The organism is Nonomuraea sp. NPDC049624 (assembly GCF_040675255.1).
Taxonomy (GTDB): Bacteria; Actinomycetota; Actinomycetes; order Streptosporangiales; family Streptosporangiaceae; genus Nonomuraea.
Window position 1 is genome coordinate 708,866 of sequence record NZ_JBFAOR010000003.1, and the last position, 25,268, is coordinate 734,133.

At 72.2% G+C, this 25,268-nt stretch carries 22 protein-coding genes; 8 read left to right on the forward strand and 14 right to left on the reverse strand.

Annotated elements, in window-relative coordinates; genetic code table 11:
• Positions 1 to 69: 69 nt before the first annotated feature.
• Positions 70 to 1,029 carry a polyphosphate kinase 2 gene (gene ppk2 / locus AB0J76_RS14600; RefSeq protein WP_352331487.1) on the forward strand — a complete coding sequence of 320 codons (960 nt, stop codon included), beginning with the start codon at positions 70 to 72 and terminating at the stop codon, positions 1,027 to 1,029.
• 108 nt (positions 1,030 to 1,137) lie between these two features.
• Here ppk2 and AB0J76_RS14605 read toward each other — a convergent pair whose 3' ends face one another.
• Positions 1,138 to 1,635, reverse strand: a complete 498-nt coding sequence (locus AB0J76_RS14605; protein ID WP_352330571.1) for a CAP family protein — start codon at positions 1,633 to 1,635, stop codon at positions 1,138 to 1,140.
• A gap of 247 nt (positions 1,636 to 1,882) precedes the next feature.
• On the opposite strand from AB0J76_RS14605, the gene AB0J76_RS14610 reads away from it, so the two are divergent.
• The gene (locus AB0J76_RS14610; protein ID WP_352330572.1) at positions 1,883 to 2,989 is read left to right on the forward strand and encodes a dipeptide epimerase; all 1,107 of its coding nucleotides are present in this window, start codon (positions 1,883 to 1,885) and stop codon (positions 2,987 to 2,989) included.
• Between the two features lie 164 nt (positions 2,990 to 3,153).
• Here the strand turns inward: AB0J76_RS14610 and AB0J76_RS14615 are convergent, their stop codons facing one another.
• The 9 genes from AB0J76_RS14615 to AB0J76_RS14655 all read right to left on the reverse strand — a co-directional run bounded on the left by AB0J76_RS14615 (position 3,154) and on the right by AB0J76_RS14655 (position 13,611).
• Positions 3,154 to 4,161, reverse strand: a complete 1,008-nt coding sequence (locus AB0J76_RS14615) for a dihydrodipicolinate synthase family protein (protein ID WP_352330574.1) — start codon at positions 4,159 to 4,161, stop codon at positions 3,154 to 3,156.
• Between the two features lies 1 nt (position 4,162).
• A complete protein-coding gene (locus tag AB0J76_RS14620) occupies positions 4,163 to 5,188 on the reverse strand; it encodes an NAD-dependent epimerase/dehydratase family protein (RefSeq protein WP_364389627.1) in 1,026 nt (341 codons plus the stop codon).
• Between the two features lie 72 nt (positions 5,189 to 5,260).
• The gene (locus AB0J76_RS14625) at positions 5,261 to 6,031 is read right to left on the reverse strand and encodes a sugar phosphate isomerase/epimerase family protein (protein WP_352328345.1); all 771 of its coding nucleotides are present in this window, start codon (positions 6,029 to 6,031) and stop codon (positions 5,261 to 5,263) included.
• Positions 6,028 to 7,035 (reverse strand): Gfo/Idh/MocA family oxidoreductase, encoded by a 1,008-nt coding sequence (locus tag AB0J76_RS14630; protein WP_352328344.1) that lies wholly within the window; start codon positions 7,033 to 7,035, stop codon positions 6,028 to 6,030. Before AB0J76_RS14630 ends, AB0J76_RS14625 begins: the two co-directional genes overlap by 4 nt.
• 32 nt (positions 7,036 to 7,067) lie before the next feature.
• Positions 7,068 to 7,880, reverse strand: a complete 813-nt coding sequence (locus AB0J76_RS14635; protein ID WP_352328343.1) for a carbohydrate ABC transporter permease — start codon at positions 7,878 to 7,880, stop codon at positions 7,068 to 7,070.
• The gene (locus AB0J76_RS14640; protein WP_352328342.1) at positions 7,873 to 8,808 is read right to left on the reverse strand and encodes a sugar ABC transporter permease; all 936 of its coding nucleotides are present in this window, start codon (positions 8,806 to 8,808) and stop codon (positions 7,873 to 7,875) included. Before AB0J76_RS14640 ends, AB0J76_RS14635 begins: the two co-directional genes overlap by 8 nt.
• Positions 8,805 to 10,097 carry an extracellular solute-binding protein gene (locus AB0J76_RS14645; RefSeq protein WP_352328341.1) on the reverse strand — a complete coding sequence of 431 codons (1,293 nt, stop codon included), beginning with the start codon at positions 10,095 to 10,097 and terminating at the stop codon, positions 8,805 to 8,807. The genes AB0J76_RS14640 and AB0J76_RS14645 overlap by 4 nt, the downstream gene beginning before the upstream one ends.
• A gap of 54 nt (positions 10,098 to 10,151) precedes the next feature.
• Complete coding sequence (locus tag AB0J76_RS14650) at positions 10,152 to 11,267, reverse strand: GntR family transcriptional regulator (protein WP_352328340.1); 1,116 nt, start codon at positions 11,265 to 11,267, stop codon at positions 10,152 to 10,154.
• A 112-nt stretch (positions 11,268 to 11,379) separates the two neighbouring features.
• Complete coding sequence (locus AB0J76_RS14655) at positions 11,380 to 13,611, reverse strand: hypothetical protein (RefSeq protein WP_352328339.1); 2,232 nt, start codon at positions 13,609 to 13,611, stop codon at positions 11,380 to 11,382.
• 258 nt (positions 13,612 to 13,869) lie between these two features.
• Between AB0J76_RS14655 and AB0J76_RS14660 the strand changes: the two genes are divergently transcribed.
• Complete coding sequence (locus AB0J76_RS14660) at positions 13,870 to 14,349, forward strand: hypothetical protein (protein WP_352327619.1); 480 nt, start codon at positions 13,870 to 13,872, stop codon at positions 14,347 to 14,349.
• Here AB0J76_RS14660 and AB0J76_RS14665 read toward each other — a convergent pair.
• From AB0J76_RS14665 to AB0J76_RS14680, 4 genes are all read right to left on the reverse strand, one after another.
• A complete protein-coding gene (locus AB0J76_RS14665; protein ID WP_352327620.1) occupies positions 14,338 to 14,961 on the reverse strand; it encodes a cysteine hydrolase in 624 nt (207 codons plus the stop codon). The genes AB0J76_RS14660 and AB0J76_RS14665 overlap by 12 nt on opposite strands.
• Before the next feature lie 10 nt (positions 14,962 to 14,971).
• Positions 14,972 to 16,000, reverse strand: coding sequence for an alcohol dehydrogenase catalytic domain-containing protein (locus AB0J76_RS14670; protein WP_352327621.1), 1,029 nt, complete (start codon positions 15,998 to 16,000; stop codon positions 14,972 to 14,974).
• Positions 16,001 to 16,147: 147 nt separating this feature from the next.
• On the reverse strand, positions 16,148 to 17,812 hold the full coding sequence (locus AB0J76_RS14675) for an RICIN domain-containing protein (protein ID WP_352327622.1): 1,665 nt from the start codon (positions 17,810 to 17,812) through the stop codon (positions 16,148 to 16,150).
• 209 nt (positions 17,813 to 18,021) lie between these two features.
• Complete coding sequence (locus AB0J76_RS14680; RefSeq protein ID WP_352327623.1) at positions 18,022 to 19,176, reverse strand: ROK family protein; 1,155 nt, start codon at positions 19,174 to 19,176, stop codon at positions 18,022 to 18,024.
• A gap of 161 nt (positions 19,177 to 19,337) precedes the next feature.
• On the opposite strand from AB0J76_RS14680, the gene AB0J76_RS14685 reads away from it, so the two are divergent.
• The 5 genes from AB0J76_RS14685 to AB0J76_RS14705 are packed head-to-tail and all read left to right on the forward strand — an operon-like array spanning position 19,338 to position 25,259.
• Positions 19,338 to 20,639 carry a glycoside hydrolase family 36 protein gene (locus tag AB0J76_RS14685; RefSeq protein ID WP_352327624.1) on the forward strand — a complete coding sequence of 434 codons (1,302 nt, stop codon included), beginning with the start codon at positions 19,338 to 19,340 and terminating at the stop codon, positions 20,637 to 20,639.
• On the forward strand, positions 20,636 to 21,565 hold the full coding sequence (locus AB0J76_RS14690; protein WP_352327625.1) for a sugar ABC transporter permease: 930 nt from the start codon (positions 20,636 to 20,638) through the stop codon (positions 21,563 to 21,565). Before AB0J76_RS14685 ends, AB0J76_RS14690 begins: the two co-directional genes overlap by 4 nt.
• A 7-nt stretch (positions 21,566 to 21,572) precedes the next feature.
• Positions 21,573 to 22,382 carry a carbohydrate ABC transporter permease gene (locus AB0J76_RS14695; RefSeq protein WP_352327626.1) on the forward strand — a complete coding sequence of 270 codons (810 nt, stop codon included), beginning with the start codon at positions 21,573 to 21,575 and terminating at the stop codon, positions 22,380 to 22,382.
• 22 nt (positions 22,383 to 22,404) lie between these two features.
• Positions 22,405 to 23,706 carry a sugar ABC transporter substrate-binding protein gene (locus tag AB0J76_RS14700; protein ID WP_352327627.1) on the forward strand — a complete coding sequence of 434 codons (1,302 nt, stop codon included), beginning with the start codon at positions 22,405 to 22,407 and terminating at the stop codon, positions 23,704 to 23,706.
• Between the two features lie 8 nt (positions 23,707 to 23,714).
• A complete protein-coding gene (locus AB0J76_RS14705; RefSeq protein ID WP_364389629.1) occupies positions 23,715 to 25,259 on the forward strand; it encodes an alkaline phosphatase D family protein in 1,545 nt (514 codons plus the stop codon).
• Positions 25,260 to 25,268 lie beyond the last annotated feature (9 nt).

Genomic DNA, 25,268 nt, shown 5'->3' on the forward strand with positions numbered 1-25,268 from the left:
GGCAGGATTAGCCGGCCGCATCCGGTGAAGAGAGGACGCCATGAACGCGAACATCCGGTCGCGGGCCGCATGACCGGTCCAGGCGACGAGCAGCCCGTGGTCCTCGCCCCCCTGGCGGCCGCGGAGCACAGCGAACTGCTCGACACCACTCCCGGGTTGTGGGTGGACGACGGCGACGACGACGATCCGGTGCTGATGCGCGCCGACGGCCGGCCGGTGGACACCTGGCGGCAGCACTACCCCTACGACGAGCGCCTGTCCAGGGAGATCTACGAGCGGGACAAGCGGCTGCTGCAGATCGAGCTGCTCAAGCTGCAGTACTGGATCAAGGCCACCGGCCGCCGGCTGGTGGTGTTGTTCGAGGGGCGCGACGCGGCGGGCAAGGGCGGCACGATCAAGCGCTTCATGGAGCACCTCAACCCGCGCGGGGCCACGGTGGTCGCGCTGGAGAAGCCGAGCGAGCGCGAGCGCGGCCAGTGGTACTTCCAGCGCTACATCGCCCACCTGCCGGCCAACGGGGAGATCGTGCTGTTCGACCGCTCCTGGTACAACCGGGCGGGGGTCGAGCGGGTCATGGGCTTCTGCGACGTGCACGAGTACCTGGAGTTCATGGAGCAGGTGCCGCGCCTGGAGGACCTGCTGGTGGACTCGGGGCTGCACCTGGTCAAGCTCTGGTTCTCGGTCTCGCGGGCCGAGCAGCGCACCCGGTTCATCATCCGCCAGGTGGACCCGGTGCGGCAGTGGAAGTTGTCGTCGATGGACCTGGCGTCCCTCCGCAAATGGGACGACTACACCCAGGCCAAGGAGGACATGTTCCTGCACACCGACACGGAGTCGGCGCCCTGGACCGTCATCAAGAGCAACGACAAGAAACGCGCCCGGCTGGAGGCCATGCGCCACGTGCTCAGCCTCTTCGACTACGACGACAAGGACGACGAGGTCGTCGGCGTGCCCGACCCGCGGATCGTGATCTCGGCGGGGGACATCTTCGACGAGGACCACGTCGCCTCCCAGGGCACCGACCCGTGACCGTCCGGCGCCGGCCGGCCGGTGGTGGTCGGGCGACCGGTGGTCAGGGAGCGGTGGTCAGGGAGCCGGTGGTCAGGGGGCCCTCGCCGCCCCCTGACCGGCCCGTCGTCAGGCGGGCAGGACGTTCTGGGGGTACTCGCCCTCGTAGTTGCCCGGGTTCTCGAAGACGAACACGATGTAGGTCTCGAACCCGTCGGGGCCCTGGCCGGCGACGCGGGCCGCGCCGACCCTCCTGGTGTCCTTCCAGACGAGCTGGCTGAAGTGCCCGGTCCTGGCCGGGTCGCCCGGCGGGTTCGCCCAGTTGTAATCGGCGATCTCGTTGTACCAGGCGGTCACGGCGTCGCCGGCGGTCTTCGGCGTGGAGCCGGAGGAGATGCCCCAGAAGATGTTCTCGCCGGTGGTGTCGCGCAGGCCGTCGTGGCCGGCCGACAGCTTGGCGTACTCCGAGCGCGAGGACGCGCGCTCCTTGGCGTACTCGACGAGCTTGGCGTCCATCTCCATGGGGGGCGCGTGGTGCTTGGCGCGGTAGGCGTTGGCCTCGTTCAGTGCTTCGGCCAGGAAGCTGTCGCTGGTCGCGTCCGGAAGGGCGGGACGGGTTCCGGCCATCTCGATCACCTCGTCGTGAACGGGAGAAGTGGGGACCACCGAAGCCTGCGCCCGGGTGGGTCGCCGGTCAACGTCCGGATGCGGCCAGCGGGCGCCGGCGAAAGGGCCGGATGAATTCCTGCCGTTGATTCTGAAATCAATTCCGGCGTGCTAGATTCAGGAGGATTAAATGCTCGGGTAAGCATGAATTCCTGCTCATTGGAGAATGATGAGATCGCTGCTCGTCGAGCGTATTGAGATATTCGTCGTGGAATTGCCGTCCATCCGTTCGTTCAGCATTTCAGGGGGAAACGTCACCACCGAGGGGAAGCCCGCCGAGCGGGTTCTCGTCAAGGTGACGGCCGGCGGGGTGACCGGCTGGGGCGAGGCCACGCCGACGCCCGCCTGGACGTACGAGACCGTGGAGTCGATCTCGACGACGATCGCCGGCTACCTGGCCCCCGCCCTCCTCGGCCGCCCCGCCTGGGACCTGGACGGCGCCTGCGCGGCCTACGAGAAGGTGATCAACCGCGGGCTGACGATCGGGTCGCCGATCGCCAAGTCCGCGCTCGACATCGCCCTGCACGACCTGCTCGGCCGGGCCCTCGGGGTGCCCGTCGGCGTGCTGTGGGGCCAGCGCCGCCTCGACCGGATCACGCTCGGCTGGATCGTGGCCGGTCAGACGCCCGGCGAGGTGCGGCAGGCGGTCGGGGAGGGGCGGGCGGAGGGCTACCGCGCGTTCAAGGTCAAGGTCGGCCTGCACGACGAGGCGACGGACCTGTCCGTCGTCGCGGCCGTCAGGGAGGCGGCCCCCGGCGCCCCGCTGTGGGTCGACGCCAACCAGGCCTACACCGTGGACGGCGCGCTGCGCATGGCCCGCCGGCTGGCCGACCTGGACGTCACGGCGTTCGAGCAGCCGCTGCCCGCCAACGACGTCACCGGGCTGCGCCGCCTGCGCGACCACAGCCCGCTCCCGGTCGCGCTCGACGAGAGCCTGCGCCACCCCTCCGACCTGGCCACGTTCGTCAAGCTCGACGCCGTCGACATCGCCATCGCCAAGGTGCAGCGGTCGGGCGGGCTGACCTTGTCGCGCCGGCTGTGCCAGCTCGCCGAGGACGCCGGGCTGCGCATCATGGGCTCGGGGCTGACGGACACCGACCTGGGGTTCGCCGCCTCGCTGCACCTGTTCGCGGCGTTCGGCGTGGACACCCCGGTCGACCTCAACGGCCGCCAGTTCGTGCGCTCGGCGTACGTCGGCGGCCCGACGGTGGAGGTCTCGGACGGGACGGCCCTGGTGCCCACCGGCCCCGGCCTCGGCGTCGAGGTGGACGAGAACGCCGTCCGCGCCCTGTCCACGGCCCACTGGACCGTCTGACGAACGAAAACCGGGGGCCGGGACGCGCGTCCCGGCCGCTGCGCACAAAGCGGCTCGACAATAGCTTCATCGTCACCACCGGCGCGCGCCGGCTCCTGCAGGGAAAACAGGGCCAAAATTATCAATATTACGATGCGCCGTAATAACCTTCGGGCGTCCAGGAGCTAGCGCAGCCAGTCGTCCAGGTGGGCGGCCACGAACTCGTCGTCCACCAGCCACGGATAGGCCGCGCTCACCCGCGCGATCTCCGCGGCCTGCCCGGGCGACAGGCCCTCGTCCGGGTCCAGGCACCACGTCCCGGCCAGCAGGCCCTGGCGGCGCAGCACCTCGTGCACCCCGGCGATGCAGCCGCGGAACCCGCCCGCCACGTCGAACACCGCGCCGTTGGCGTCGGTGAGGTCGCCGGCGCGGGCCAGCAGGGAACGCAGGACCTCGTCGTCGCCCGCCCAGGCCCGGCGCACCTCGTCGAACATGAGCACCGCCGCCCGCGTCCACACCGCCCACTGGCCGAGCAGCCCGCCGACGATCCGGCGGCCCGCGACGGGGGAGAGCAGGTCGGCCAGGATGTTGTCGTCGTTGCCGGTGTAGAGCGCGAGGTCGTCGCCGCGCCCGGACGCCGCCACCGCCCTGACCACGTCGAGCGTGCGATACCGGTCGAAGGGCGCCATCTTGATCGCCACCACCGACTCCTGCTCGCTCAGCGACCGCCAGAACGACGGGCCGAGCCGGCGTCCGCCCACCGCCTCCTGGAGGTAGAAGCCGATCACCGGCAGCACCTCGCCCACCGCCCTGGCCCGCGCCAGCAGCTCCGGCTCGCCCGCGCCGGGCACCTGGGGCGACAGCAGCACCGCGTGGTAGCCCAGCGACGCGGCGAGCTCCGCCTCCGCCACGGCCTGGGCGGTGTCGCCGCACGCGCCCGCGACCATGACGAACGGCCGCTCCGCCTCCTTCGCCACGACCTCGGCGGCCAGCTCCAGCACCGGCCGCAGCAGGCCCGCCCGGCGGATCTCGAACTGCGTCGTGTGCACCGCCACGGCCGCGCCGCCCGCCCCCGAGGCCAGGTAGTAGCGGGTGAGCGCGCGCTGGCGGCGCTCGTCCAGAGTGCGCCCGGCGGTCAGCGCCAGCGGGTGGGCGGGGATGACCGTCCCCTCCCGCAGCAGGTCGATCGACATCTCAGAACCTCCCGTCGCGTACCGCGAACTTGGTCGGCCTGCCCGACAGGGGCAGCCCGCGCGACAGCCAGCCGGCCTGCCAGGCGATCAGGGTGTCCAGCGGCACGTCCGGGTAACCGAACAGGCCGTGGCAGCGCGAGGCGTCGCTGAGCAGCGCGGTGCCGCTCTCGGCGCCGGTGAAGGACGCCTTCGTCCCCATCGCGGCGGCCAGCCGGGCCGCGGTGCGCCGCACCGAGGCGGTCTCCGGGCCGGTCAGGTTCAGGGTGAACGCCTCCGGGGCGCGTGCGTGGCGCAACGACCGCAGCGCGACCTCGTTGGCGTACCCCTGCCAGACGACGTTGACGTGCCCGGTGGTGAGGTCGACCGGCTCGCCCGCCGCCACGGTGGCCGCGAGGTCGGCCAGCACGCCGTAGCGCAGGTCCACCGCGTAGTTCAGGCGCAGGATCGCGACCCTGGTGCCGTACGCCGCGGCGGCGTGCTCGAAGACGCGTTCCCGGCCCAGGCAGCTCATCGCGTACTCGCCCACCGGGTCCGGACGGTCCTCCTCGGCGCTGCCGCCGCCGGCCACGTCCACCAGCGGGTACACGTTGCCGGTGGAGAACACCGCGATCGCGGAGTCGCGGTAGCGCCGGGCCACGGCGGCCGGCAGCGCCGCGTTGACCGCCCACGCCTGGTACGGCGCCGCCGACGTGCCGAACTTGGCGCCCGCCATGAACACGACGTTGGCCGCGTCGGGCAGCCCGGTCAGGTCGCCGCCGGACATCAGATCGGCGGCGACCACCTCGACGCCCTCGTCGGCCAGCGCCCGCGCGGCCCGGCCGTCCGACCAGCGGGACACGGCGTACACGCGGGCCGAGCCGCGGCCCGCCGCCTCCAGGGCCCGCCGGGCCAGCCGGACCAGGCTCGGCCCCATCTTGCCGCCCGCGCCGAGCACGACGAGGTCGCCGTCGAGCCCGGCGACGTCGGCGGCCAGCGCGGCCGACGGGGTGGCCAGCCGGTCCTCCAGCTCCTGCTCAGAGGTGAACATGTGCGGCTCCTTCGGGTCGCCGGCGGGCCATGCCCATCCGGTCCGGCAGGGGGAGGCAGGCGGCCAGGGGGATCACCGTCCCAGCACCGTTCGGAAGGCGGCCAGGGCCTCGCCGACGGGCGCCGCGTCGGGGTACCAGGCACGCTCCCACTCCAGCGCCAGGAAGCCCGCGTAGCCGATCCGGTCCAGCTCGGCCAGCACGCCCGGCACGCCCACCGCGCCCTTGCCCGGCAGCACCGGCGCGAGGTCGGCGGGCGAGGCGGCGTCCTTGATCTGCACGTGCCGCAGGTAGGGGGCCAGCGCGTCCGCGGTGGCCGCGGCGCTCTCGCCGGCCCGCCACGGGTTGACCACGTCCCACAGCGCGCCGACGCGCGGCGAGCCGACCCCGGCCAGCACGCCGGCCACCGCCTGGCCGGTCAGGAACACGTCGTGCGTCTCCAGCAGCACGTCCACGCCGTTGTCCGGCAGCCGGCCGGCCACGTCCGCGAGCCTCCGAGTCGCGGCGGCGGCCGGGTCGTCCTGCCCTTCGACCCCGCCGAAGACCCGCACGTACGGCGAGCCGAGCGCTTCGGCGATCTCGACGTGGCGCAGCACCTCGGCCACCGGGTCGCCGTCCGGCCGGGCCACGCGGGTGTAGGAGCACACGGCGACGATGCCGATCCCGGCGGCGGCGAACGTCCGGGCGATCGAGCGCAGCTCGGCGTCGGAGGTGTCCGGCGCGACGATCTCACCTTCGGCGCAGCGCAGCTCGACGGCGGCGCAGCCGTACCGGGCGGCGGTGGCGACGACCTCCGCGGCCGGTGCGCCCGGCATGCCGAGCGTGCTGAACGCGAGCGGGTTCATGACTGTCCCTTCACTGTGACGGTGGAACCCCGGCGGGCGGACTCGTAGACGGCCAGGGCGACGTCGAGGACCGACAGGGCGTACTCGGCGGTGACCTCGGGGGCGGTCCGGCCGGCGCAGGCGCGCGCGAAGTCGGCGAGCTGCGCGGCGAACGCGGTGGCCATCTCGCCGATCCCGGGCGCGGCGACCTGCGTGGCGACGCCGCCGCGGAAGGACCAGACGCCCTCGCCGCGGCTGATGCGCAGCGCGCCCTCGCCGCACACGATCTCGGCCTCGTCGGTGAACGGCAGGCCGGTGCCGGTGACCGAGATCGTCGACCGGGTGCCGTCGGCGTGCCGGGCCAGGGCGACCGCCTCGGTCTCCACCGACCCGCCGGCGGGCCCGGCGACGTGCGCGGTGACCTCCGCGATCGGCGAGCCGACCAGCATCTGGAGCTTGTCGATGCTGTGCGTGCCGACGTTGAGCACGATGCCGCCGCCGGCCATGTCGGCGTCGAGGAACCAGCGGGGACGCGTGGGGTCGGCGTAGTCGGCGGTGCGCCGCTCGGCGGCCACCACGACCTGGCCGAGCTCGCCCGAGGCGAGGAACCCGGCCGCCGCGCGCAGCATCGGGACGAAGCGCAGCACGTGCCCGACGGCGAACACGACGCCGGCCGCCCGGCACGCCTCGATCATGCGGACGGCGTCCTCGCGGGTGGTGGCGATCGGCTTCTCGACGAGCACGTGCAGCCCGGCCGCGGCGGCGTCGAGGGTGATCGGGGCGTGCAGCGCGTGCGGCACGGTGATCACGACCGCGTCGAGGCCGCCGGCGTCGAGCATCGCCCGGTGGTCGGTGAAGACCCGCGCGCCGGCCTCGGCGGCCAGCTTCTCGGCCGCCTCGGCCCGGACGTCGCACACCGCGGCGACCTTCACCTGCCCGGCGCTCTGGCGGGCGGCGGCCACGTGGAACTCCGCGATGGTGCCCGCGCCGATGACGCCCAGGCGCAGCCCGGATGTTGTGGTCACGATTTCCTTTCCGGATCGGAGATGGGCTCTGGTCAGCCCTTGAGACCCGCGGACATGGTTCCGCGGACGAAGTAACGCTGGGCCAGCACGAACACCACCAGCATCGGCAGCAGGCTCATCATCGCCGCGGCCGTCACGAGCTGGTCGTTGCCGACGAACTGCCCCTTCAGGCTCAGCACGCCGACCGGCAGCGTGTAGTTCTCCGGCGAGGTGAGGTAGATCGTGGGCTCCAGCACGGCCTTCCACGAGGTGGTGAAGGTGAAGACCGCGAGCGTGGCCAGGGCGGGCTTGGCCAGCGGCAGGTGGATGCGCCAGAACACCTGCCAGGGATTGGCGCCGTCGAGGCCGGCCGCCTCCTCGAAGTCCTTGGGGATGCCGAGGAACGTCTGCCGCATCAGGAAGATCCCGATCGGCGTGGCCAGCCAGTACGGCACGATGAGCGGCAGCATCGAGTCCAGCCAGCCCAGCGAGCGGAACAGCAGGAAGTTCGGGACGATCGTGATGACGGTCGGCAACATCATCGTGCCCAGCGCCATCGTCAGCAGCGCCTGTTTGCCCGGCAGCCGCATCCTGGCCAGGGAGTGCCCGACCATGGCGCTGGTCAGCACGTTCCCGGCCACCGCGAGCACCGCGATCACCAGGCTGTTGGCCAGGTAGAGCCCGAACGGCGTGCGCCGCCACACCTCGGCGTAGTTGTCCCACTGGACCGGGTCGGGGATCCACGCGGGCGGCACCTGGATGTACTGGGCGAAGCTCTTGAGCGAGTTGCCCAGCGCCGCGGCGAACGGCAGCAACATGACCGCCGCCCCCGCCAGCACCAGCACGTACGAGACGGTCTTACGCATAGTGCACCCACCTGCGCTGGAGCCGGAACTGCACCAGGGTCAGCGCGAGCACCAGCACGAACAGCACCCACGCCACGGCCGAGGCGTAGCCCATCTGGAAGAACTGGAAACCCTGCCGGTAGAGGTAGAGCACGGTCAGCTCGCTCGCGCCGTGCGGCCCGCCGTCGGTCATCACGAAGACCTGCTCGAACGACTGCAGCGTCTCGATGGAGGTGAGCACCAGCACCAGGAACGTGGTGCCGGAGATGCCCGGCAGGGTGATGTAGCGGAACCGGTTCCAGGCCGACGCGCCGTCGATCTTGGCGGCCTCGTAGCGCTCCTCGGGGATGGCCTGCAGGCCCGCCAGGAAGAGCACCGTCATGTAGCCGACGCCCTTCCAGACCGCGACCGCCGCCAGCGTGGGGATCACCAGCGCGGGATCCTGCAACCAGTTCTCGGCCGGCAGCCCGAGGAAGCCGAGCACCTGGTTGGCGATGCCGGTCTGCGGGTTGAAGACGGCGTCGGCCACGTAGGCGACGACCACCCACGAGGAGACGACCGGCACGAAGTAGGCCGCGCGGAACAGCGCCATGCCGCGCAGCCGCTGGTTGAGCGCGACCGCCAGGGCCAGCGCCAGGGCCGTCTGGGTGGGCACGAACAGCACCGCGAAGTACGCCGTGTTGCCGAGCGTGCGCCAGAACGTCGGGTCCTCGAAGAGGCGGGTGAAGTTGCCGAACCCGACGAACCTCGGCGCGGACATCAGGTCGTACTCGGTCATGCTGAAGAACAGGGAGGCCAGCAGCGGCCAGGCGGCCAGCGCGACCAGGTGCAGGAGGTAGGGCGAGGCGAACGCGAAGGCCCAGGCCCGCTCGCCGGTGCGCCGCCGCCGCCGGGCCGGCGGCCGCGGCTCGGCGGCCACCTGTCCGGCGCGCCTGGTGAGCACCGTCACTGCGTCTTCCCGGCGTAGAAGCGGTCGATGACCTCCTGGGCCTCCTTCTGCCCGGTCTGCAGCGCGGTGGCGACCGGCGTGGCGCCCGACAGGGCCTCGTTCATGCGCTTGGCCAGGGCCTCGGTGTACTCCGACCACACGGCGTTGGTGCCGAGGTCGGTGGCCGCGTCGAGCGACTCCAGGAAGACCGGGCCGCGGTCGGCGGGCAGAGCCGTGGCGGCGACCTTCTTGTTGATCGGGATCGCCTCGCCCAGCTCGGCCCACTTGCGCTGCGGGCCCTCGCCGGAGAAGAACGTGATCCACTTCCACGCCGCGTCGGCCTGCGCGGGGGAGGCGCCCTTGCCGACCACCCACGAGTTGACGATCGCGACGTTGCCACGCCCGGCCGGGCCCTTCGGCAGCGGCGCCACGCCGAAGTCGACGCCCGCGCTCACGGCGGGCAGCGTCCGGGCGTAGATGCCGTACGACATGGCGACCCGGCCGGTCGCGAACAGCGTGTGCACGACGCCCTTGCCCATGGCCTCGGTGGTCACGTAGTCGGGGGCGAAGCCGTCCTTTCCCATGGCGCGCAACATCCAGTCGAGCGCGGCCGTGGACTGCGGGCTGTCGACGACGACCTTGCGGCCCCCGTCGGTGACGACGTCGCCGCCGAACGCCTTGACGATGGGCCACCAGCTCTCGGTGAACCCCGGCGAGTACGCGCGGAATCCGTAGGTGTCGGGCTTGCCGTCGCCGTTGGCGTCCTTGGTGAGCTTCCTGGCCGCGGCGGCCAGGTCGTCGTAGGTCCATTCGGCCGTGGGCTCGGCGACCTTGGCCTCGGCGAACAGCTTCTTGTTGTAGAAGAGCACCGGGGTCTGGGCGCCCTGGGGGAAGCCGAAGACCCGGCCCTGGGCGTCGCGGTTCAGCTCGATGCCGGAGAAGTCGGCGGCGTTGACGGTCTTGACCCGGTCGCTCAGGTCGGCGAGCGCGCCGCGGGCGGCGAACTCCTGCACGAGCACGCCGTCCGACAGCCACACCTGGGGCGCCTGGCCGCCGGCGATCTGCGTCCTGAGCCGCTCGAAGAACTTGACGTACGGCGCGACCTCCAGCTGCAGCTTGATCGACGGGTTGGCGGCCGTGAACTCCTTGACGAGCTCCCGCATGGTCGTGTCGGCCGGGTCGCCCGCGGCGGCGTAGAAGCCGAGCTTCAGGGTGACCGCCCCGGAGTCGTCGGCCGGGCCGCCGCACGACGCCGTGCCGGCCACGGTGAGGACGGCCGCCGCGGCAGCGGCGAGCACGCGCACTCTCATTGGGTCCTCCAACAGGAACGAAGAGGGGGGAAGGGGGGGAGGGGGACGCCGCCGTCACGTCGGGACGCGGACCTCGACCAGGCTGCCGGAGGCGGCTCCGCAGGAGGCGCGGACGGCCAGGCGGGGCTGCAGCACGACCCGGCAGACCGGGGCGGCGGGGCCGAGCTCGATCCGGCGCAGCAGCAGTTCGGTCGCCATGCGGCCGACCTCGGCCTTGGGCGGGGAGACCGCGGTGAGCGGCACCTCCGACAGGTCGGCGACCTCGTCGTCGTAGGCGACGACGGCGATGTCGTCGGGCACGGTCAGGCCGACCCGGCGCAGGTAGGGCAGCAGCGCGGTGGCCTCGCGGTCGCCGAGGCACACCACCGCGCGCACCTTCTCGGCGACCAGCGCGTTGGCGTAGGCCAGCATGTCGGGTCCGGTCCAGACGGGCTGCCTGGCCACGGCCTCCGGGATCTCCGGAAGCCCGAGGTCGGCGACGGCCTGGCGGTATCCCGCGAAGACCTGCTCGGAGCTGGCGGTGCCGATCCGGCCGAGGTAGCCGATCCGGCCCCGGCCGAGCCCGCTCAGGTGCTGCACCGCCGCGTAGCCGCCGCCGTGCACGTCGGTGCAGACGTAGGAGGTCGGGTCGGCCGGGCGGGGGTCGGCCGGGCGGCGTTCCACCAGGACGTACGGCACGGGCAGCCCGCGCAGGCGGCCCAGGTGGGCGTCGGGGTCGGCGGCGAGGTGCAGGTTGGGCACCAGCAGCAGACCGGCCACGCCGACGTCGACGAGCTGCTGGATCTGCCCGGCCTCGACGTCGGGGTCGTAGTTGGAGCAGGCCAGCACGAGCTGCACGCCGGCGGCGGTGGCCGCCCGCTCGATGCCCTGGACGACCTGCGGAAAGTAGTAGGTGGTCGACGGGACGAGCGCGCCGATGAGACGCGGCCTGGCCCCCGGGCTGACGGAGCTGGTCACGAAGGTGCCCGACCCCTGCCGGCGCCGGACGAGCCCCTCCTCGACCAGGAGGTCGACCGCGCGGCGCACGGTGTTGACCCCGACCGAGTAGGTCTGCGCCAGCTCGGACTCGGTCGGCAGCCGGCCGCCGACCGGCCAGCGGCCCTGCACGATCTCCTGCCGCAGGCGCGCCGCGAGGGTGCGGAATCGCCTTCCCCTGGGGAGGGAATTCATTCCTTCAGGTGGCTCCATAACGGGATTCTTCTCGTCATTCCAAAGTAATGTCAACCCTAAATTCACTCCGTTATTCGCGGCATATTAGGAATGAATTCCCTCCCTTTGGAGCTCACCAGCGGGCCGTGACGTCCTTGTCGCGGTCGTAGGCGGCGGCCCAGTAGCGGCCCGCGGCGGTCAGGCGGTGACCGGCGAAGCCCACCTCGCCGGTCGGCTGCTTCAGCGCCTCCGACGTCGCGGTGGCCCAGCCGTCGGCGCCCGCGGTCACCGTCACGTAGCGGCCGGCGGAGAAGGTGAAGCGCCCGCGGACCGTGGCGGCCACCGGCTGCCCGCTCTCCTTGTCCACCACCCGCAGCCGGACGCGGGCCGCGCCGCCCTCCACCGTCACCGCCATCGACTGCACGACCATGGGCCGCAGGCCGCTCGCGCCGGTCGTCACGCTGACCGGGGCCGAGGGCGGGCCGCGGTGACCGGCCACGTCCACCGGCACGACGCGGTAGTGGTAGGCGGTGGCGGGCAGCAGGCCGGTGTCGGTGTGGGTGAGGCCGCGGGCCTTCCCGGCGAGCGTGCCGGGGCCCGGGGTGAAGCCCGCCTCGGTCGAGCGGTGCACCTCGTAGTGGGCGACCTCGGTGTCGTCGCGCGCCCGCCCGTACGTCAGGTCCACCGTGGCGTGGCCGGACGCCACGGCCCGCGGCGGCGAGGCCAGGCCCGTGGGCGGCCCGGAGTCGGCGGGCGGCTCCGGCCACCTGGCCGAGGGCCCCCAGACCGTGGGCAGCTCCCGGTAGGAGTCGTAGTGGTGCAGCGCGATCCCGGCGAAGGCCGGGCTGCCCGCGAAAGCCTGGGAGACCTTGGCCAGCTCGGCCTCCAGCACGTCCCCGCCCTCCTCGCGGAAGGTGATGCTGGACGGGTCGCCGCTGGTCGCGATGTCCAGCGTCTCCACGCCGACCACCACCGACAGCGGCTTGCCGATGCGCTCGGCGTAGGCCAGCTCGCCGGCCGCCTGCGCGATGATGCCGGGGCCGCCGTCCGCCTGGTCGCGGTAGTCCATGATCGCGATGTAGTCGCTGAGGTCCTGGACGTGCTCGGCCAAGGTGCGGGTGGTCCCGCCGTAGGTGATGCCGGTGCAGCAGGCGGAGGTGTCCAGCCAGCGCGGCACGGCCGGGCCGAACAGCAGCGGCTGCCCGGAGGCGTCCCGGCGGGCGATCATCGCGCGCAGCGTGTCCAGCCACTGGATCTGCACGTCGGGCTTGCCGCTGGTGAACCAGGGCAGGCTGTACGGCTCGATGTCGACGTTGATCCCGTCGAACCGCTCCGCCGGCTTCGAGGACAGGTTGTAGTCGAGCACCCGTTCCATCTCCCCGACGGCCCGCTCGCGGTAGCGGGACAGCGCCCCCAGGTACGGCGGCCGCGTCCCGCCGGCTACGGTGGCGTGCACCTTCATGCCCCGGCCGTGCGCCCAGGCCACCAGGTCACGCAGCCCGGGACGCGCGTCCTCGATCATGTCGCGCCCGGCGTAGGTGTCCACGCCCAGGTAGAGCGTCGATCCGGCGGGCAGGACGGTCTCCAGCAGGCGGCGCGAACCGGGGTTGAGCACCAGGTTGGAGGACGCCTTCTCCCAGATCCACATCGCCCGGTCCTGCCGGTGCGGCACCGGGGCCTGCCCGCGCGCCGCGCCGAGCGCCACGTACGTGGTGGACGACCGGGACACGTGGCCGCGCGCGTCCACCGCCTCGGCCTCCAGGCTCGCCATCACGTCGCCGTACCGGGCCGGGTTCAGCAGCGCGACGTAGCGTCCTCGCGCGCCGGCGGTGGGCTGCCAGGGGCCGCCGTTGACGCGGACCCGCACCGAGCGCACGTCCGCGCCGGCCACGTGCACCCGGACCGGTGTGGGACGAGTGAGCCGGGCCCCGTCGGCGGGCTCGGCGATCGACACGCGCGGGGCCCTGGCCCGCGGGTTGTCCAGGCGCAGGGTCAGCGGCGGCGACCAGGCGCCGTAGCGGGTGTCGGCCGCCGTGGCCTTGGCGTAGACCTCGATCTCGCCGTCCAGGGCGCGGGTGTCGAGGTCGTAGGACCAGGTTCCGCTGTCGTCGGCGTCGGGGTCGGTGACCTCGGCCCGTTCCACGCGCTCGCCGTCCACCACGACGGACACGTCGTAGGCGGCGGTGAAGCGGCCGGTCAGCCGGATCAGGCCGGGGGCGGGCTCGGCGGCGTCGATCACCACCGACGGCGGGTCGGCCGCGCTCGCCACGGCCGGTGCGGCCACGGCAAGCGGCACGGCGAGCGGCACGGCGAGCGGCACGGCGAGCGCGAGCGCGCCCGCGATTCTCCACAGCCTTTCGGGCATGAAGCCACCTCCATAGGAATGAATTAACGCCGGAAACGGATATGTCCGGACATTGAATCCATGGGATGGCGAAACGATAACCCTGAATTTCCGGAAGAAGAATGGCATGAATTCCGGCCACCGAATGGGGGAGGTGCTCTCGGGCCCGAGACGGGCCCCGCGGCGACGCGGAAGGCAGGGCGAGATCCCTCTGACGGGGGAGGGGGTTCGCGCGCGGTGGGGAGGGACGGGCGCCGGGCGGTCCCTAGCGTTGCGGGCATGGTCGACTCTCATCGCCCGCGGCGCTGGCCGGCGTACGGGCTGGCGGCGCTGATGCTCGGGTACGCGGCAGGCAAGGCCGCCTTCGCCGTCCAGGGCAGGCTCGGTTTCCCCGGCGGGCCGCCCGTGCCGGCGGCCGAGGCCGCGGGCTACTTCCTGGACCCCTCACTCGCGCAGGGGTTCGCGGCGGTCTCCGGGGTGCTGGGGGCCTGTGTCGCCGTGGCCACCGTCACCGCCGCGGGCCGCCGGCTGCCGCGCGCCGCGATGCTCGCCGTGCTGGCGGTGATGCTGGCGGCGCTCGGCGGGGGTGCGGGCATCATGATCCTCGACGGGTTCGTCGGCCTCGGCGTCGGCTGGCGCTGGTACCACGGGATCATCGGGCTCGTCGTGGCCGGCCTGGCCGCCGGGACGGCCCGGTCCTACTGGACGGCCACCCGCCCCGCCCGCCCGAGCCCCGGCCCGGCCCGGTCAACCTCGTGAGAAGGCCGCGACCAGTTGCTCCGTGGTCAGGATGGCGTGGGCGAAGGTGGGGCCGTTGAGCTCGTGCGCGGCGTGCAACATCTCCGGCAGGTACGCGGCCGTCGCGTCGCGCACCAGCGTCACGTGGTAGCCCAGCTCCATGGCGAACCGCCCGGTGGACTCGACGCACGTGTTGGCCAGCACGCCCACGGCCACCACGTGCGTGACGCCGCGTTGCCGCAGCTGGAGGTCCAGGTCGGTGTTGGCGAACCCGCTCTGCGCCCAGTGCTCGGCGGCCACGACGTCGTCCTCCTCCGGCTGGAGGTCGGGATGGAACTCCCCGCCCCACGAGCCGCGCGCGAAGGTGTGCCGTTCCTGGATGCCGTGCTGCGTCGGGTTCGGATGGGCCCAGCTCTCGTAGTCGCCCGGCGCCCAGCGGCGGTGCGGGACGAACACCACCCGCACGCCGGCCGCACGCGCCGCGGCGATCACCGCCCGCAGGTTGTCCAGCAGGCCGATCGCCTGCGCCACCGGCCCGAGCCGCGGCCACACCTTGCCGCCCTCGGAGATGAAGTCGTTGTACGGATCGACCAGCAGCACCGCCGTGCGGCGCGGGTCGTAGGACTCGGTCATGGCCGCCCCCTCAGTTGCCGGTGGTCAGGACCATGCGGAAGCGGGCCTGCCCGGACATCATCCGCTGGTACGCCGTCGCGGCCTCCTCCAGCGGCGCCTCCTCCGTCCAGGCCCGCACGCCGCTCCGCGCGGCGAACCGCATGGTGTCCTGGGTGTCCACGGCGATGCCGGAGGCGTGCCCGTAGACCCGGCGGGCGCCGCCGACGAGCTGCAGCGGAGTGACGGCCAGCGGGTCGGTGTCGATGCCGACGGTGATGAGCTCGCCGCGCCGGCCCAGCCCGTCGATCGTGCCGGACATCGCCGCCGAGCTGGTCACCGTCGCCAGCACCACCTTGGCCCCGCCCCGCGCCAGCAGCGCGTCGGCGACCTGTTCGGCGGCGCCGTCGATGTAGTGGGCGGCGCCGAGCTCGCGGGCCAGCGGCTCCTTGTCCCTCCCGCGCGCGATCGCCACCGTGTCGAAGCCCATCCGCGCGGCGAACTGCACGCCCAGGTGGCCGAGGCCGCCCAGCCCGAGGATCGCCACGGTGTCGCCGGGCCGCGCCGAGCTGCGCCGCAGCGCGTTGAACACGGTCACGCCCGCGCAGGCCAGGGGCGCCGCCTGCACCGCGGTCAGCTCGTCGGGGATCGCGGCCAGGGCGACGGCCGGCGCCACGACGGAGTCGGCGAACCCGCCCGGGTAGGCGGCGCCCGGCACCTGGAGCTCCGGGCAGAGCACGCCGTCGCCCTCCCGGCAGGCGTCGCAGTGGCCGCAGCTCCCGCCGTACCAGCCGACCGCCACCCGGTCGCCCACGGACCAGCCCGCGACGCCGTCGCCGATCGCGTCGACGCGTCCGGCGATCTCGTGCCCCGGCGTGACGGGGAAGGCGGTGCCCGGCAGCGCGCCGCCGAGGATCAGCGCGTCGGAGTGGCACACCCCGCACGCCTCGACGATGATCCGCACCTGACCGGGGCCCGGTTCGCGGGTCTGCGCCGGGGCCTGGGCCATGGCGCCGCCGGGCTCGGCGACCTGGATGGAACGGTGCAGGGCAGAAGACGGCATGGCGTCCGCTCTTTCTACGTACGGGAAGCAGCGGCCTCGACGGGAGGCCCTCACAAGGGCAGCTTTTCCACTTCCGCCTCGTTTACCCCACCGGCACGGCGAAGGCCCGGGACCCTGACGCGGGTCCCGGGCCGCGGGAGCCGCCGGTCAGCCCGCGGGGACGACCGGGACGCCGCCGAAGGTCACCACCAGGCGGCCGTCCGCGGCGAAGGACCAGTTCAGGGCGCCGCCGTAGGCCGAGCAGCGGGAGCCGTTCGAGCCGGACCAGAACTGGTTGGAGGCGTCCGCGGAGCCGACGATCTTGTCGTTGGCGCCGCTGCCGGAGCGGCACGAGGTGTTGTCGCGGAACACCGAGGTGCCGCCGTCGAAGGAGAAGTTGCGCTCGGCGTTGTCGATGGAGACGTTGCCGCTGATCGACATCGTGCCGAGGTTGCGGTTGTAGGTGAAGCCGTGCTTGCCGTTGCGGTAGGCGATGTTGCGCCGCACGACGTGGTCGACCTTGATGTCCTCGCCGCCCAGTTTGTAGCCGTTGCGGTCGCCGTTCCCGGCCTGGCTGCCGTCGCTGAGCGTGCCGTTGCCGTAGGCCAGGGAGTCCTCGACGGTGACCGGGCCGATCGGGCCGGTCTCGGTCTTGGTGTAGAGGTCCCAGCCGTCGTCGATGTTGTTGCGGGACACCGCGTACCGGAAGACGTTGCCGGGCCCGACGGTCAGCTTGGCGGCGAAGCCGTCGGCGTCCTCGCCGTCGGAGTCGGCGTTGTCGTGCGAGACCGTGCTCAGCACGAGGTTGCCGGACGGCCACCGGCTCTGCGGCGTGTCGGAGGCGATGCGTGAGAGCTGCAGCCCGGTGTCGCGGTTGTACCGGGTCACCGACCGTTCGATGATGTTGCCGCTGCCGCCGACGAAGATGCCGTTGTCGCCGGCGCGCTCGACGGTGATGCCGTACAGGTGCCAGTACGAGCCGTTGACGGCGAGCCCGCGGTTGGCCGGGTCCTCGCTCTGGGCCGCGAAGTTCAGCACCGGCGTCTCGCCGGGGTAGGCCGACAACTTCTTGCGGGCCGCGGCGGTGCCGTCGTTGCCGGGGGCGATGGTGACCGTCTGGCTGAAGGCGTACGTGCCGCCGCGCAGGTAGATCGTGCCGCCCGCCGCGACGCGGGTGATGGCGGAGGTGAGCGTCGTCGGGTCCGACTGGGTGCCGGTCGCGCCGTCCCTGCCGGTCGGGGAGACGTACAGCGCGCCGGTGGGCGGCGGGACGGTGGGCGTGACGGTGGGGGTCGGCGTGGGACTGGTGGTCGGTCCGCCGCCGGCGGGCTTGAGGGTCCACTGCTTGGTGGCGGCCGAGTCGCAGGAGTTCTGCTGCAGGAGCGCGCCCGGCGCGGTGGAGTCGTCCTTGACGTTGAGGCACTTGCCGCCGCCCGCGTTGACGATCCGGTACGCGTCGCCGGCGGCGGTGAGCTGCCAGGTCTGGGAGGCGGCGCCCGTACAGGTCTCCTGCTGCACGGGCTTGCCCGCGCTGGTGGAGGCGTCCCGGACGCCGGCGCACTTGCCGCTGTGCGCCGCCTTGACCTGGAAGCCGCTCCCGGCGGCGGTGAGGGTGAAGACCTGCCCGGCGGCCTCGGCGCAGGCGTTCTGCGCGAGTTGCACGCCGTCGCCGGTGCTCTGCCCCGGCACGGTGGCGCACAGGCCGCTGCCGCCGTTGACCAGCGTGTAGTTCCCGCCGGCCGGGGCCGCCGAGGCGGGCGTGTTCAGCCCGGCGACCAGGCCGCCGGCGGTGAGCAGGCCGGTGGTCAGCACGACCGCCAGTCTCGTCGCCAAGGGTTGGTTCTTACGCACGTCCAGCTCCGTTTCGATGGAGGAGTGGAAGGGGGGTGCCGCGCGAGCCTTGCCAACCGGTTGCAGTAACAGTGGCTTCGTGCCGAGGAAAGGTCAATACGTCCAGGTAAAACTGCAAACGCTTCGAGCGTTCTGCCTGGTGGCGTGGTTATTTCTGCAACAACCGATTGCAGGAAAGTTGCGAACAGCGGTCAGCGGGTCAGGGGCAGCGGGCCGCTCTCGGGGGTGAAGAGCTGCTCGTCGAGATGGTCGACGGCGTAGTCGATCGCGCCCGCCACCACGCACTCGTCGCCCAGCGTGGACGCCCGCACCTCCGGCATGCGCATGCACCGCCGCTCCAGCCGTTCGCGCAGCGGCCCGAGCAGCACGTCCGCCGACCTGGAGAACCCGCCGCCCAGCACCACGACCTGCGGATCCAGGACGAGCACCATGGCGGCCGCGCCCACGGCCAGGTCGTCGAGATAGCGCCCGACCGCCTCCAGCGCCACCGGGTCGCCGTTCCTGGCGGCGGCCAGCGTGTAGCCCGCCGCGTCCTCCGGCGGCGTGCCCTCGGGGACGGCCGCGCACGAGTTGAGGTGCTCGGGCGCGTCGAACCAGCGGGCCTCGGGCAGCATGGAGATCTCCCCGGCCGCCGCCCCGAACCCCCGGTGGACCCGGCCGCCGATGATCAGCCCGGCGCCCATGCGCCTGCCGACGTGCAGGAACACCACGTCCTTGGCGCCCTGGGCGACGCCGCGCCGGGCCTCGGCCATGGCGGCCAGGCGGCTGTCGTTCTCGATCAGCACCTGGCAGGGGAACATCTCGCGCATCCGGCCCGCCAGGTCGAGGTCGCGCCAGGACGGGACGGCGGCCGAGTAGATGACCCGCCCGTCGATGTCGATGATGCCGATGGTGCCGACGGCGATCGTCCACAGGTCGGACACCGTGACGCGGCCGAGCGCCAGGCAGCCGGAGACGGCCCGCTCGATCGCGGCCAGGCGCTCCTCCAGCGGCGCGTCCGGCAGCACCGGCTGGCGGGTCTCGGCCAGGATCTCGCCGTCGAGGTCGGACAGGGCGGCGCGGATGTTGTGGCCGCCCACGTCGACGCCGACCAGGTAGCCGCTGTCGGCGCGGAAGCGGTAGCGGCGGGCCGGCCGGCCCATCGAGCCGGGGCTCGGCGGCACCTCCTCGACCCAGCCGAGGTCCATCAGCTCGCCGGCGACCTCCTTCATGGACGGCCGCGACAACCCGGTGCGCTCGGCCAGCGCCGACAGGGTGAGCGGGCCGGCCCGGCGCAACGCCCGGATGGCGGTCAGCGAGTTGAGCTGTCGCAGCCGTGACAGGTCGCCGCCGCGTAGATCCGCCATCGCCGTCCTTAACGTAGGTCTCCTCTGTAAGCAGAGATTATGCCAGGGCCCAGCTCGACGGCGCACCACCCACGAACCCCTCCAAATTGGGCGTTGACCCTCCGAAACCGACGGTGCTACTAATGAAGCGCTCCTTCGTAAGTTGAGAGAGATGAGGTCTGATGTCATTCGTTGACGTCGGCGAGATCAGGTGCGACCAGGCCCGGACCCGGGTGTTCGAGCACGGCTGGCAGTCGTGGAGCCCCACCGGCGCCTACGGGCTCGGCGACCTTCCGCCCAGACCCGCCGACGAGACGATCCAGATCCTCTGCTACCGGCCCGAGACGCCCGTCCCCGACGGCGTGTTCCAGGGCGAGGGGCTGCTGGCCGTCGAGACCGGGGACGGCGGGGTCGAGCTGTGGAGCGCGCCCGGACCGCTCCAGGTGCCCTCCGTGCGGGCCCGCCGGGAGGGCGACCGCCTGGTGATCTCCGCCGACGGCCCGGTACGCCACCACCGCGTCGAGGGCGACCTCGGCCGGGCCCTGCGCGCCTGGGCGGACGGCATGGCAGAACCCAGGACGTTCCCCGCCGTCCCGCCGATGTGGTGCACCTGGTACGGCTACTGGGACAAGGTCACCGACGACGACGTCCTGGAGAACCTGGCGCTGGCCGACCGGCACGGCCTGACCGCCGACATGTTCCTCCTCGACGACGGCTACGAGGCCGGCATCGGCGACTGGCTGGACCCCAGGCCCGGCTTCGGCTCCCTCGCCCGCGCCCTGGACGCCGTCACCGGCTCCGGCCGCCGCGCCGGCATCTGGACCGCCCCCTTCCTCGTCGGCCACGACAGCCGCCTGTTCCACGAGCACCCCGACTGGCTGGTGGACGGCGCGTACGCGGGCCGCATGTGGAACCAGGAGCTGGCCGTCCTCGACGTCACCCACCCCGGCGCGGCCGAGCACCTGGTCCACGTGTTCGCCGCCTTCGCCGCCATGGGCGTCACCCACTTCAAGCTCGACTACCTCTACGCCGGCGCCCTGGCCGGCCGCCGCCACGAGGACCTCGACCCGATCGCGGCCTACCGGCGCGGGCTGGAGCTCGTGCGGCGCGGCGCGGGCCCCGAGGCCACCCTGCACGGCTGCGGCGCACCCATGCTGCCCAGCATCGGGCTGGTCGACATCATGCGGGTCAGCCCCGACATCGCGCCCACCCTGCACCCCCGGTCGGGCGACATCAGCCAGCCCTCCCAGCTCGGCGCCCGGCTGACCGGCGCGGCCCGCGAGTTCCTGCACGCCCGCTGGTGGGTCAACGACCCCGACTGCCTCATCGTGCGGCCCGAGGTGGAGGCCCGGCAGGAGTGGGCGGCGCACATCGAGGGCACCGGCGGCCTGCGCGGCTCCAGCGACCCGATCGCCGCCCTGGACGACTGGGGGCTGGCGACCACCCGCCGCCTGCTGGTCCCCACCGCCACGGACCCGTCGTGATCACCGAGACCGTCCGGGCCGCTACCGAGCAGGCCCCGCAGCGGCCGCCGCGCAGGCGCACCCGTGACTGGCACGCCTACCTGTTCGTCGGGCCCAGCCTGTTCGGGGTGGTGGCGTTCCTGCTGCTGCCGGTCGTCATCGTCCTGGTGCTCAGCTTCTTCGACTGGGAGCTGCTGTCGGAGCCTTCCTTCGCCGGGCTGGACAACTACCGCCGGCTGGCCGCCGACGGCGAGAGCTGGCACGCCCTGGGCGTGACCCTCCTGTACGTCGTCCTGTGCATCCCGCTGCAGACCGTGCTGGCCCTGGTGCTGGCGTTGTTGCTGGACCGCAAGGTCAAGGGCCTGCGGCTGTACCGCTCGTTGTACCTGATCCCGTGGATGGCCACCCCGATCGTCCTCGGCCTGGTCTGGAACTGGATCTTCGACCCGCGCGACGGCGCGCTCAACAGCCTGCTCGGCCTGGCCGGCGTCACCGGCCCCGACTGGCTGTCCGACCCCGCCTGGGCGCTGCCCGCGATCGCGCTGGTCAACGTCTGGCAGCACACCGGCTACACCATGCTGTTCTTCCTGGCCGGCCTCCAGGGCATCCCCAAGGAGCTGTACGACGCCGCCGCCACCGACGGCGCCACCCCCGCCCAGCGGTTCTGGCGCATCACGCTGCCGCTGCTCAACCCCACGATGTTCTTCGTCATGGTGACCAACCTGATCGGCGCCTTCCAGGTGTTCGACACCGTCTACGTCATGACCAACGGCGGCCCCAGCCAGAGCACCGAAGTGCTCAACTTCCGCATCTACGAGACGGCGTTCAAACAGTTCGACTTCGGCTACGCCTCGACCCTGTCGATGGTGCTGTTCGGGGTCATCCTGCTGGTGACGCTGGCGCAGGTCAGGTTCTTCGGCAAGCGCACCACCTACGACCTGAGCTGAGGCCCCCATGATCAAGCGCACCCTGCTCCACGTCGTGCTCGCGGCCGGCGCGTTCGTCTCCGTCTTCCCGTACCTGCTGGTCGTGCTGACCGCCTTCAAGACGCAGTCGCAGCTCAGCTCCACCGAGCCGTGGCTGCCCGGCCTGCCGCCGACCACCGCCAACCTGACCCGGCTGCTGAGCGGCGACTTCCCCCGGTACGTGCTCAACACGCTGCTGATGACGGTCGTGCTCACCCTCGGGCAGCTCGTCTTCACCACCTTCGCCGCCTACGCCTTCGCGCGGCTGCGCTTCCGGGGCAGGGAGGCCCTGTTCTGGCTGTACGTCGCCACCATGATGGTGCCGGGCGCGGTCACGATGATCCCCCTGTTCCTCATCATGCGCGAGCTCGGCCTGGTCAACACCTGGTACGGCCTGCTCATCCCGTACGTGCTGGGCACCCCGTACGGCATCTTCCTGATGCGTCAGTTCTTCAAGTCCCTGCCCGCCGGGCTGGAGGAGGCCGCCCGCATCGACGGGGCCGGGCCGATGACCGTCCTGCTGCGCATCCTGCTGCCGCTGTGCCGCCCGGCGCTCGGCACCCTGACGATCATCACCGTGATCTCGTCGTGGAACAGCTTCATCTGGCCGCTGATCATCACCAGCGGCGACGAGACCAGGGTGATGACGGTGGCCCTCGCCACCCTCAAGGTCGGCATCGGCGTCGACTACAACCTGATGATGGCCGGCGGGCTGATCGCGCTCGTGCCGATGGTGGCCGTCTTCGTCTTCTTCCAAAGGCACATCGTCCGGTCGGTGGTCCTCACCGGCCTCAAGTAGCACACGAACAAGAGGTCAGCGAATGTTGCAATCCCCCCCGATTCGCTGGGCCGGGGCGCTGCTCTGCGCCGCCACGCTCATCCTGTCCGGCTGCGGGTCGGGCTCCGGAGACTCCGGCAAGGTGACGCTCACCTACCGGCTCTGGGACGACCAGCAGAAGGTCGGCTACGAGAAGGTGATGGCTGCCTTCGAGAAGGCCAACCCGGGCATCGACGTCAAGATAGAACTGCTGCCCTACGACCAGTACTGGACCAAGCTCACCGCCGACGCCGTCGCCGGGACCGCGCCGGACGTCTTCTGGATGAGCCCCACCCAGTTCCCCGAGTTCGTCACCAAGGGCGTGCTGGCGCCCGTCCAGGTGGACGGCTCCAAGTACCACCAGACCGTGGTCGGCTCGTTCACCTACCAGGGCAAGCTGTACGGCGTGCCGAAGGACTGGGGGATCGTCGGCCTGCTCTACAACAAGGACCTGTTCGCCAAGGCCGGCGTGACCATGCCGGACCAGCTCACCTGGGCGGCCGACGGCTCCGGCACCCTGCTCGACACGGCCCGCAAGCTCACCGTGGACGAGGCCGGCAAGCACCCCGGCGAGCCCGGCTTCGACCCCGCCAAGGTCACCACGTACGGCTTCGCCTCCTGGAACCACTACCAGACGCAGTGGATGAACTGGGTCAGCTCCAACGGCGGCAAGCTGCTGGACAAGCCGTTCGGCACCTACACCTTCAACGACGCCGCCTCCGTCCAGGGGCTGCAGTTCGGCGTGGACCTGGTCAACAAGCACCACGTCTCGCCGCCGGCCACCCAGACCAACCCGCCCACCGGCAAGGTCACCGACATGTTCAAGGCCGGGAAGGTCGCCATGTTCCCGGCGAACAACGCGCTGCTGCCGTTCGTCGCGCCGGAGGCCAACTTCGAGATCGGCGTCGCCGCCATGCCCGAGGGCCCGCAGGGCCGTTCGGTGAACCTCAACGGCCTGTCCGAGGCCGTCTCCGCCAAGAGCGCGCACCCGGCGGAGGCGATGAAGCTGGCCACCTGGCTCGGCACCGAGGAGCCGCAGAAGATGATGGCCGACGGCGGCTACGTCTTCCCCGCGCTCAACGGCCTGTCGCAGGGCTACGTCGACTACTGGAAGTCCAAGAAGCTCGACGTCTCGCCGTTCCAGAAGGAGTCGGAGGGCCAGACCTTCCCGCTGCCGGTCACCACCGGCTTCACCGGCTTCGAGAACAAGCTCAACCAGATCTTCAACGAGATGTACCTCGGCAAGCTCACCCCCCAGCAGGCAGCCGACCAGGCCGTGGCCGCCGGCAACGCCTCCGTTCAGTAGGAGCTTCATTGATCACCCGGCGATCGTTGTTCGCCGGGGGCGCGAGCCTGGGCCTCGCCGCCGCACTGGGTGCCTCACCCGTGCGCGCGGCGGCCCGCCGTGCCCCCCTGTCCGACCCGTTCCAGCTCGGCGTCGCCTCCGGCGAGCCGACGCCGGACGGAGTCGTCCTCTGGACCCGGCTGGCCATGGACCCGGTCGCGCTCGACGGGCTCGGCGGCATGCCGGACCGCGTCGTGCCGGTGCACTGGCAGCTCGCCTCCGACGAGAACTTCCGCCATGTCGTGCGCCAGGGCGTCGAGCAGGCCCGCCGCGAGTCGGCCCACAGCGTGCACGTCGAGCTGGACGGCCTGCGGCCGGGCGCGGAGTACTTCTACCGCTTCCGCGCCGAGGGCGAGATCAGCGAGGTCGGCCGCACCCTGACCGCCCCCGCCCCCGGCGCCCGCTCCCGGCCCCTGAACCTGTCGTTCACCTCCTGCGCCGACTACCAGACCGGCTGGTTCACCCCCTACCGCCGGATGGCCGAGGACCACCCCGACCTCATCGCCTTCCTCGGCGACTACATCTACGAGTACGGCGACTACAAGTACCCCGTCCGCGACCAGGCCGGCGGCGAATGCCTCGACCTGGCCGGATACCGGCTGCGGCACGCCCAGCACAAGGCCGACCCCGAGTCGCGGCTGGCCCACGCGATCGCCCCCTGGGTGGTCGTGTGGGACGACCACGACATCGAGAACGCCTGGGCCGGCGACGTGCCCGAGCAGCCCGACCCGCCCTTCCTCGCCCGCCGGGCCGCGGCCTTCCAGGCGTACTACGAGAACATGCCGCTGCGCCGCGCCCAGCGCCCCGACGGCCCGGCCCTGCGGCTCTACCGCACGATCCGCTGGGGCGCGGTCGCCAACCTGCACATGCTCGACACCCGCCAGTACCGCGACCTGTACGCCTGCACCGGCAGGAGCGGAACGATCGGCGCCGACTGCGCCGAGCGGCTGGCCCCCAACCGCACGATGCTCGGCGGCGAGCAGGAGTCCTGGCTCGACGGGCAGCTCAAGGACTCCCAGGCCACCTGGGACCTGCTCGGCCAGCAGGTCTTCCTCATGGAGATGGACTGGACCAACGGCGAGGGCAAGGGCTACTCCAACGAGGGCTGGGACGGCTACGTCGCCTCCCGCAACCGGCTGACCGCCGCCATCGACGACTACCGGCGCAACGCGGTCGTCCTCACCGGCGACGTGCACTCCCACTGGGCCGGGGAGGTCAAGCGCGACTTCCAGGACCCCGAGTCGAAGTCTGTCGCGGTCGAGCTGGTCACCACGTCGGTCACCAGCGCCGGCAACGGCCTCGACGAGTACCCCAACACCCAGACCCTGCTCGCCGAGAACCCGCACGTGAAGTTCTTCAACGGCCGCCGCGGCTACGTCCGCGCCAAGCTCACCCAGCAGGAGATGAAGGTCGACTTCCGCTCGCTGTCCCGGGTGACCGAGCCGTACGCGCCCGCCTACACCTCCGGCTCGTTCGTCGTCGAGCCGGGCGACCCGAGCCTCCACCCAGCCTGACGGGATCCC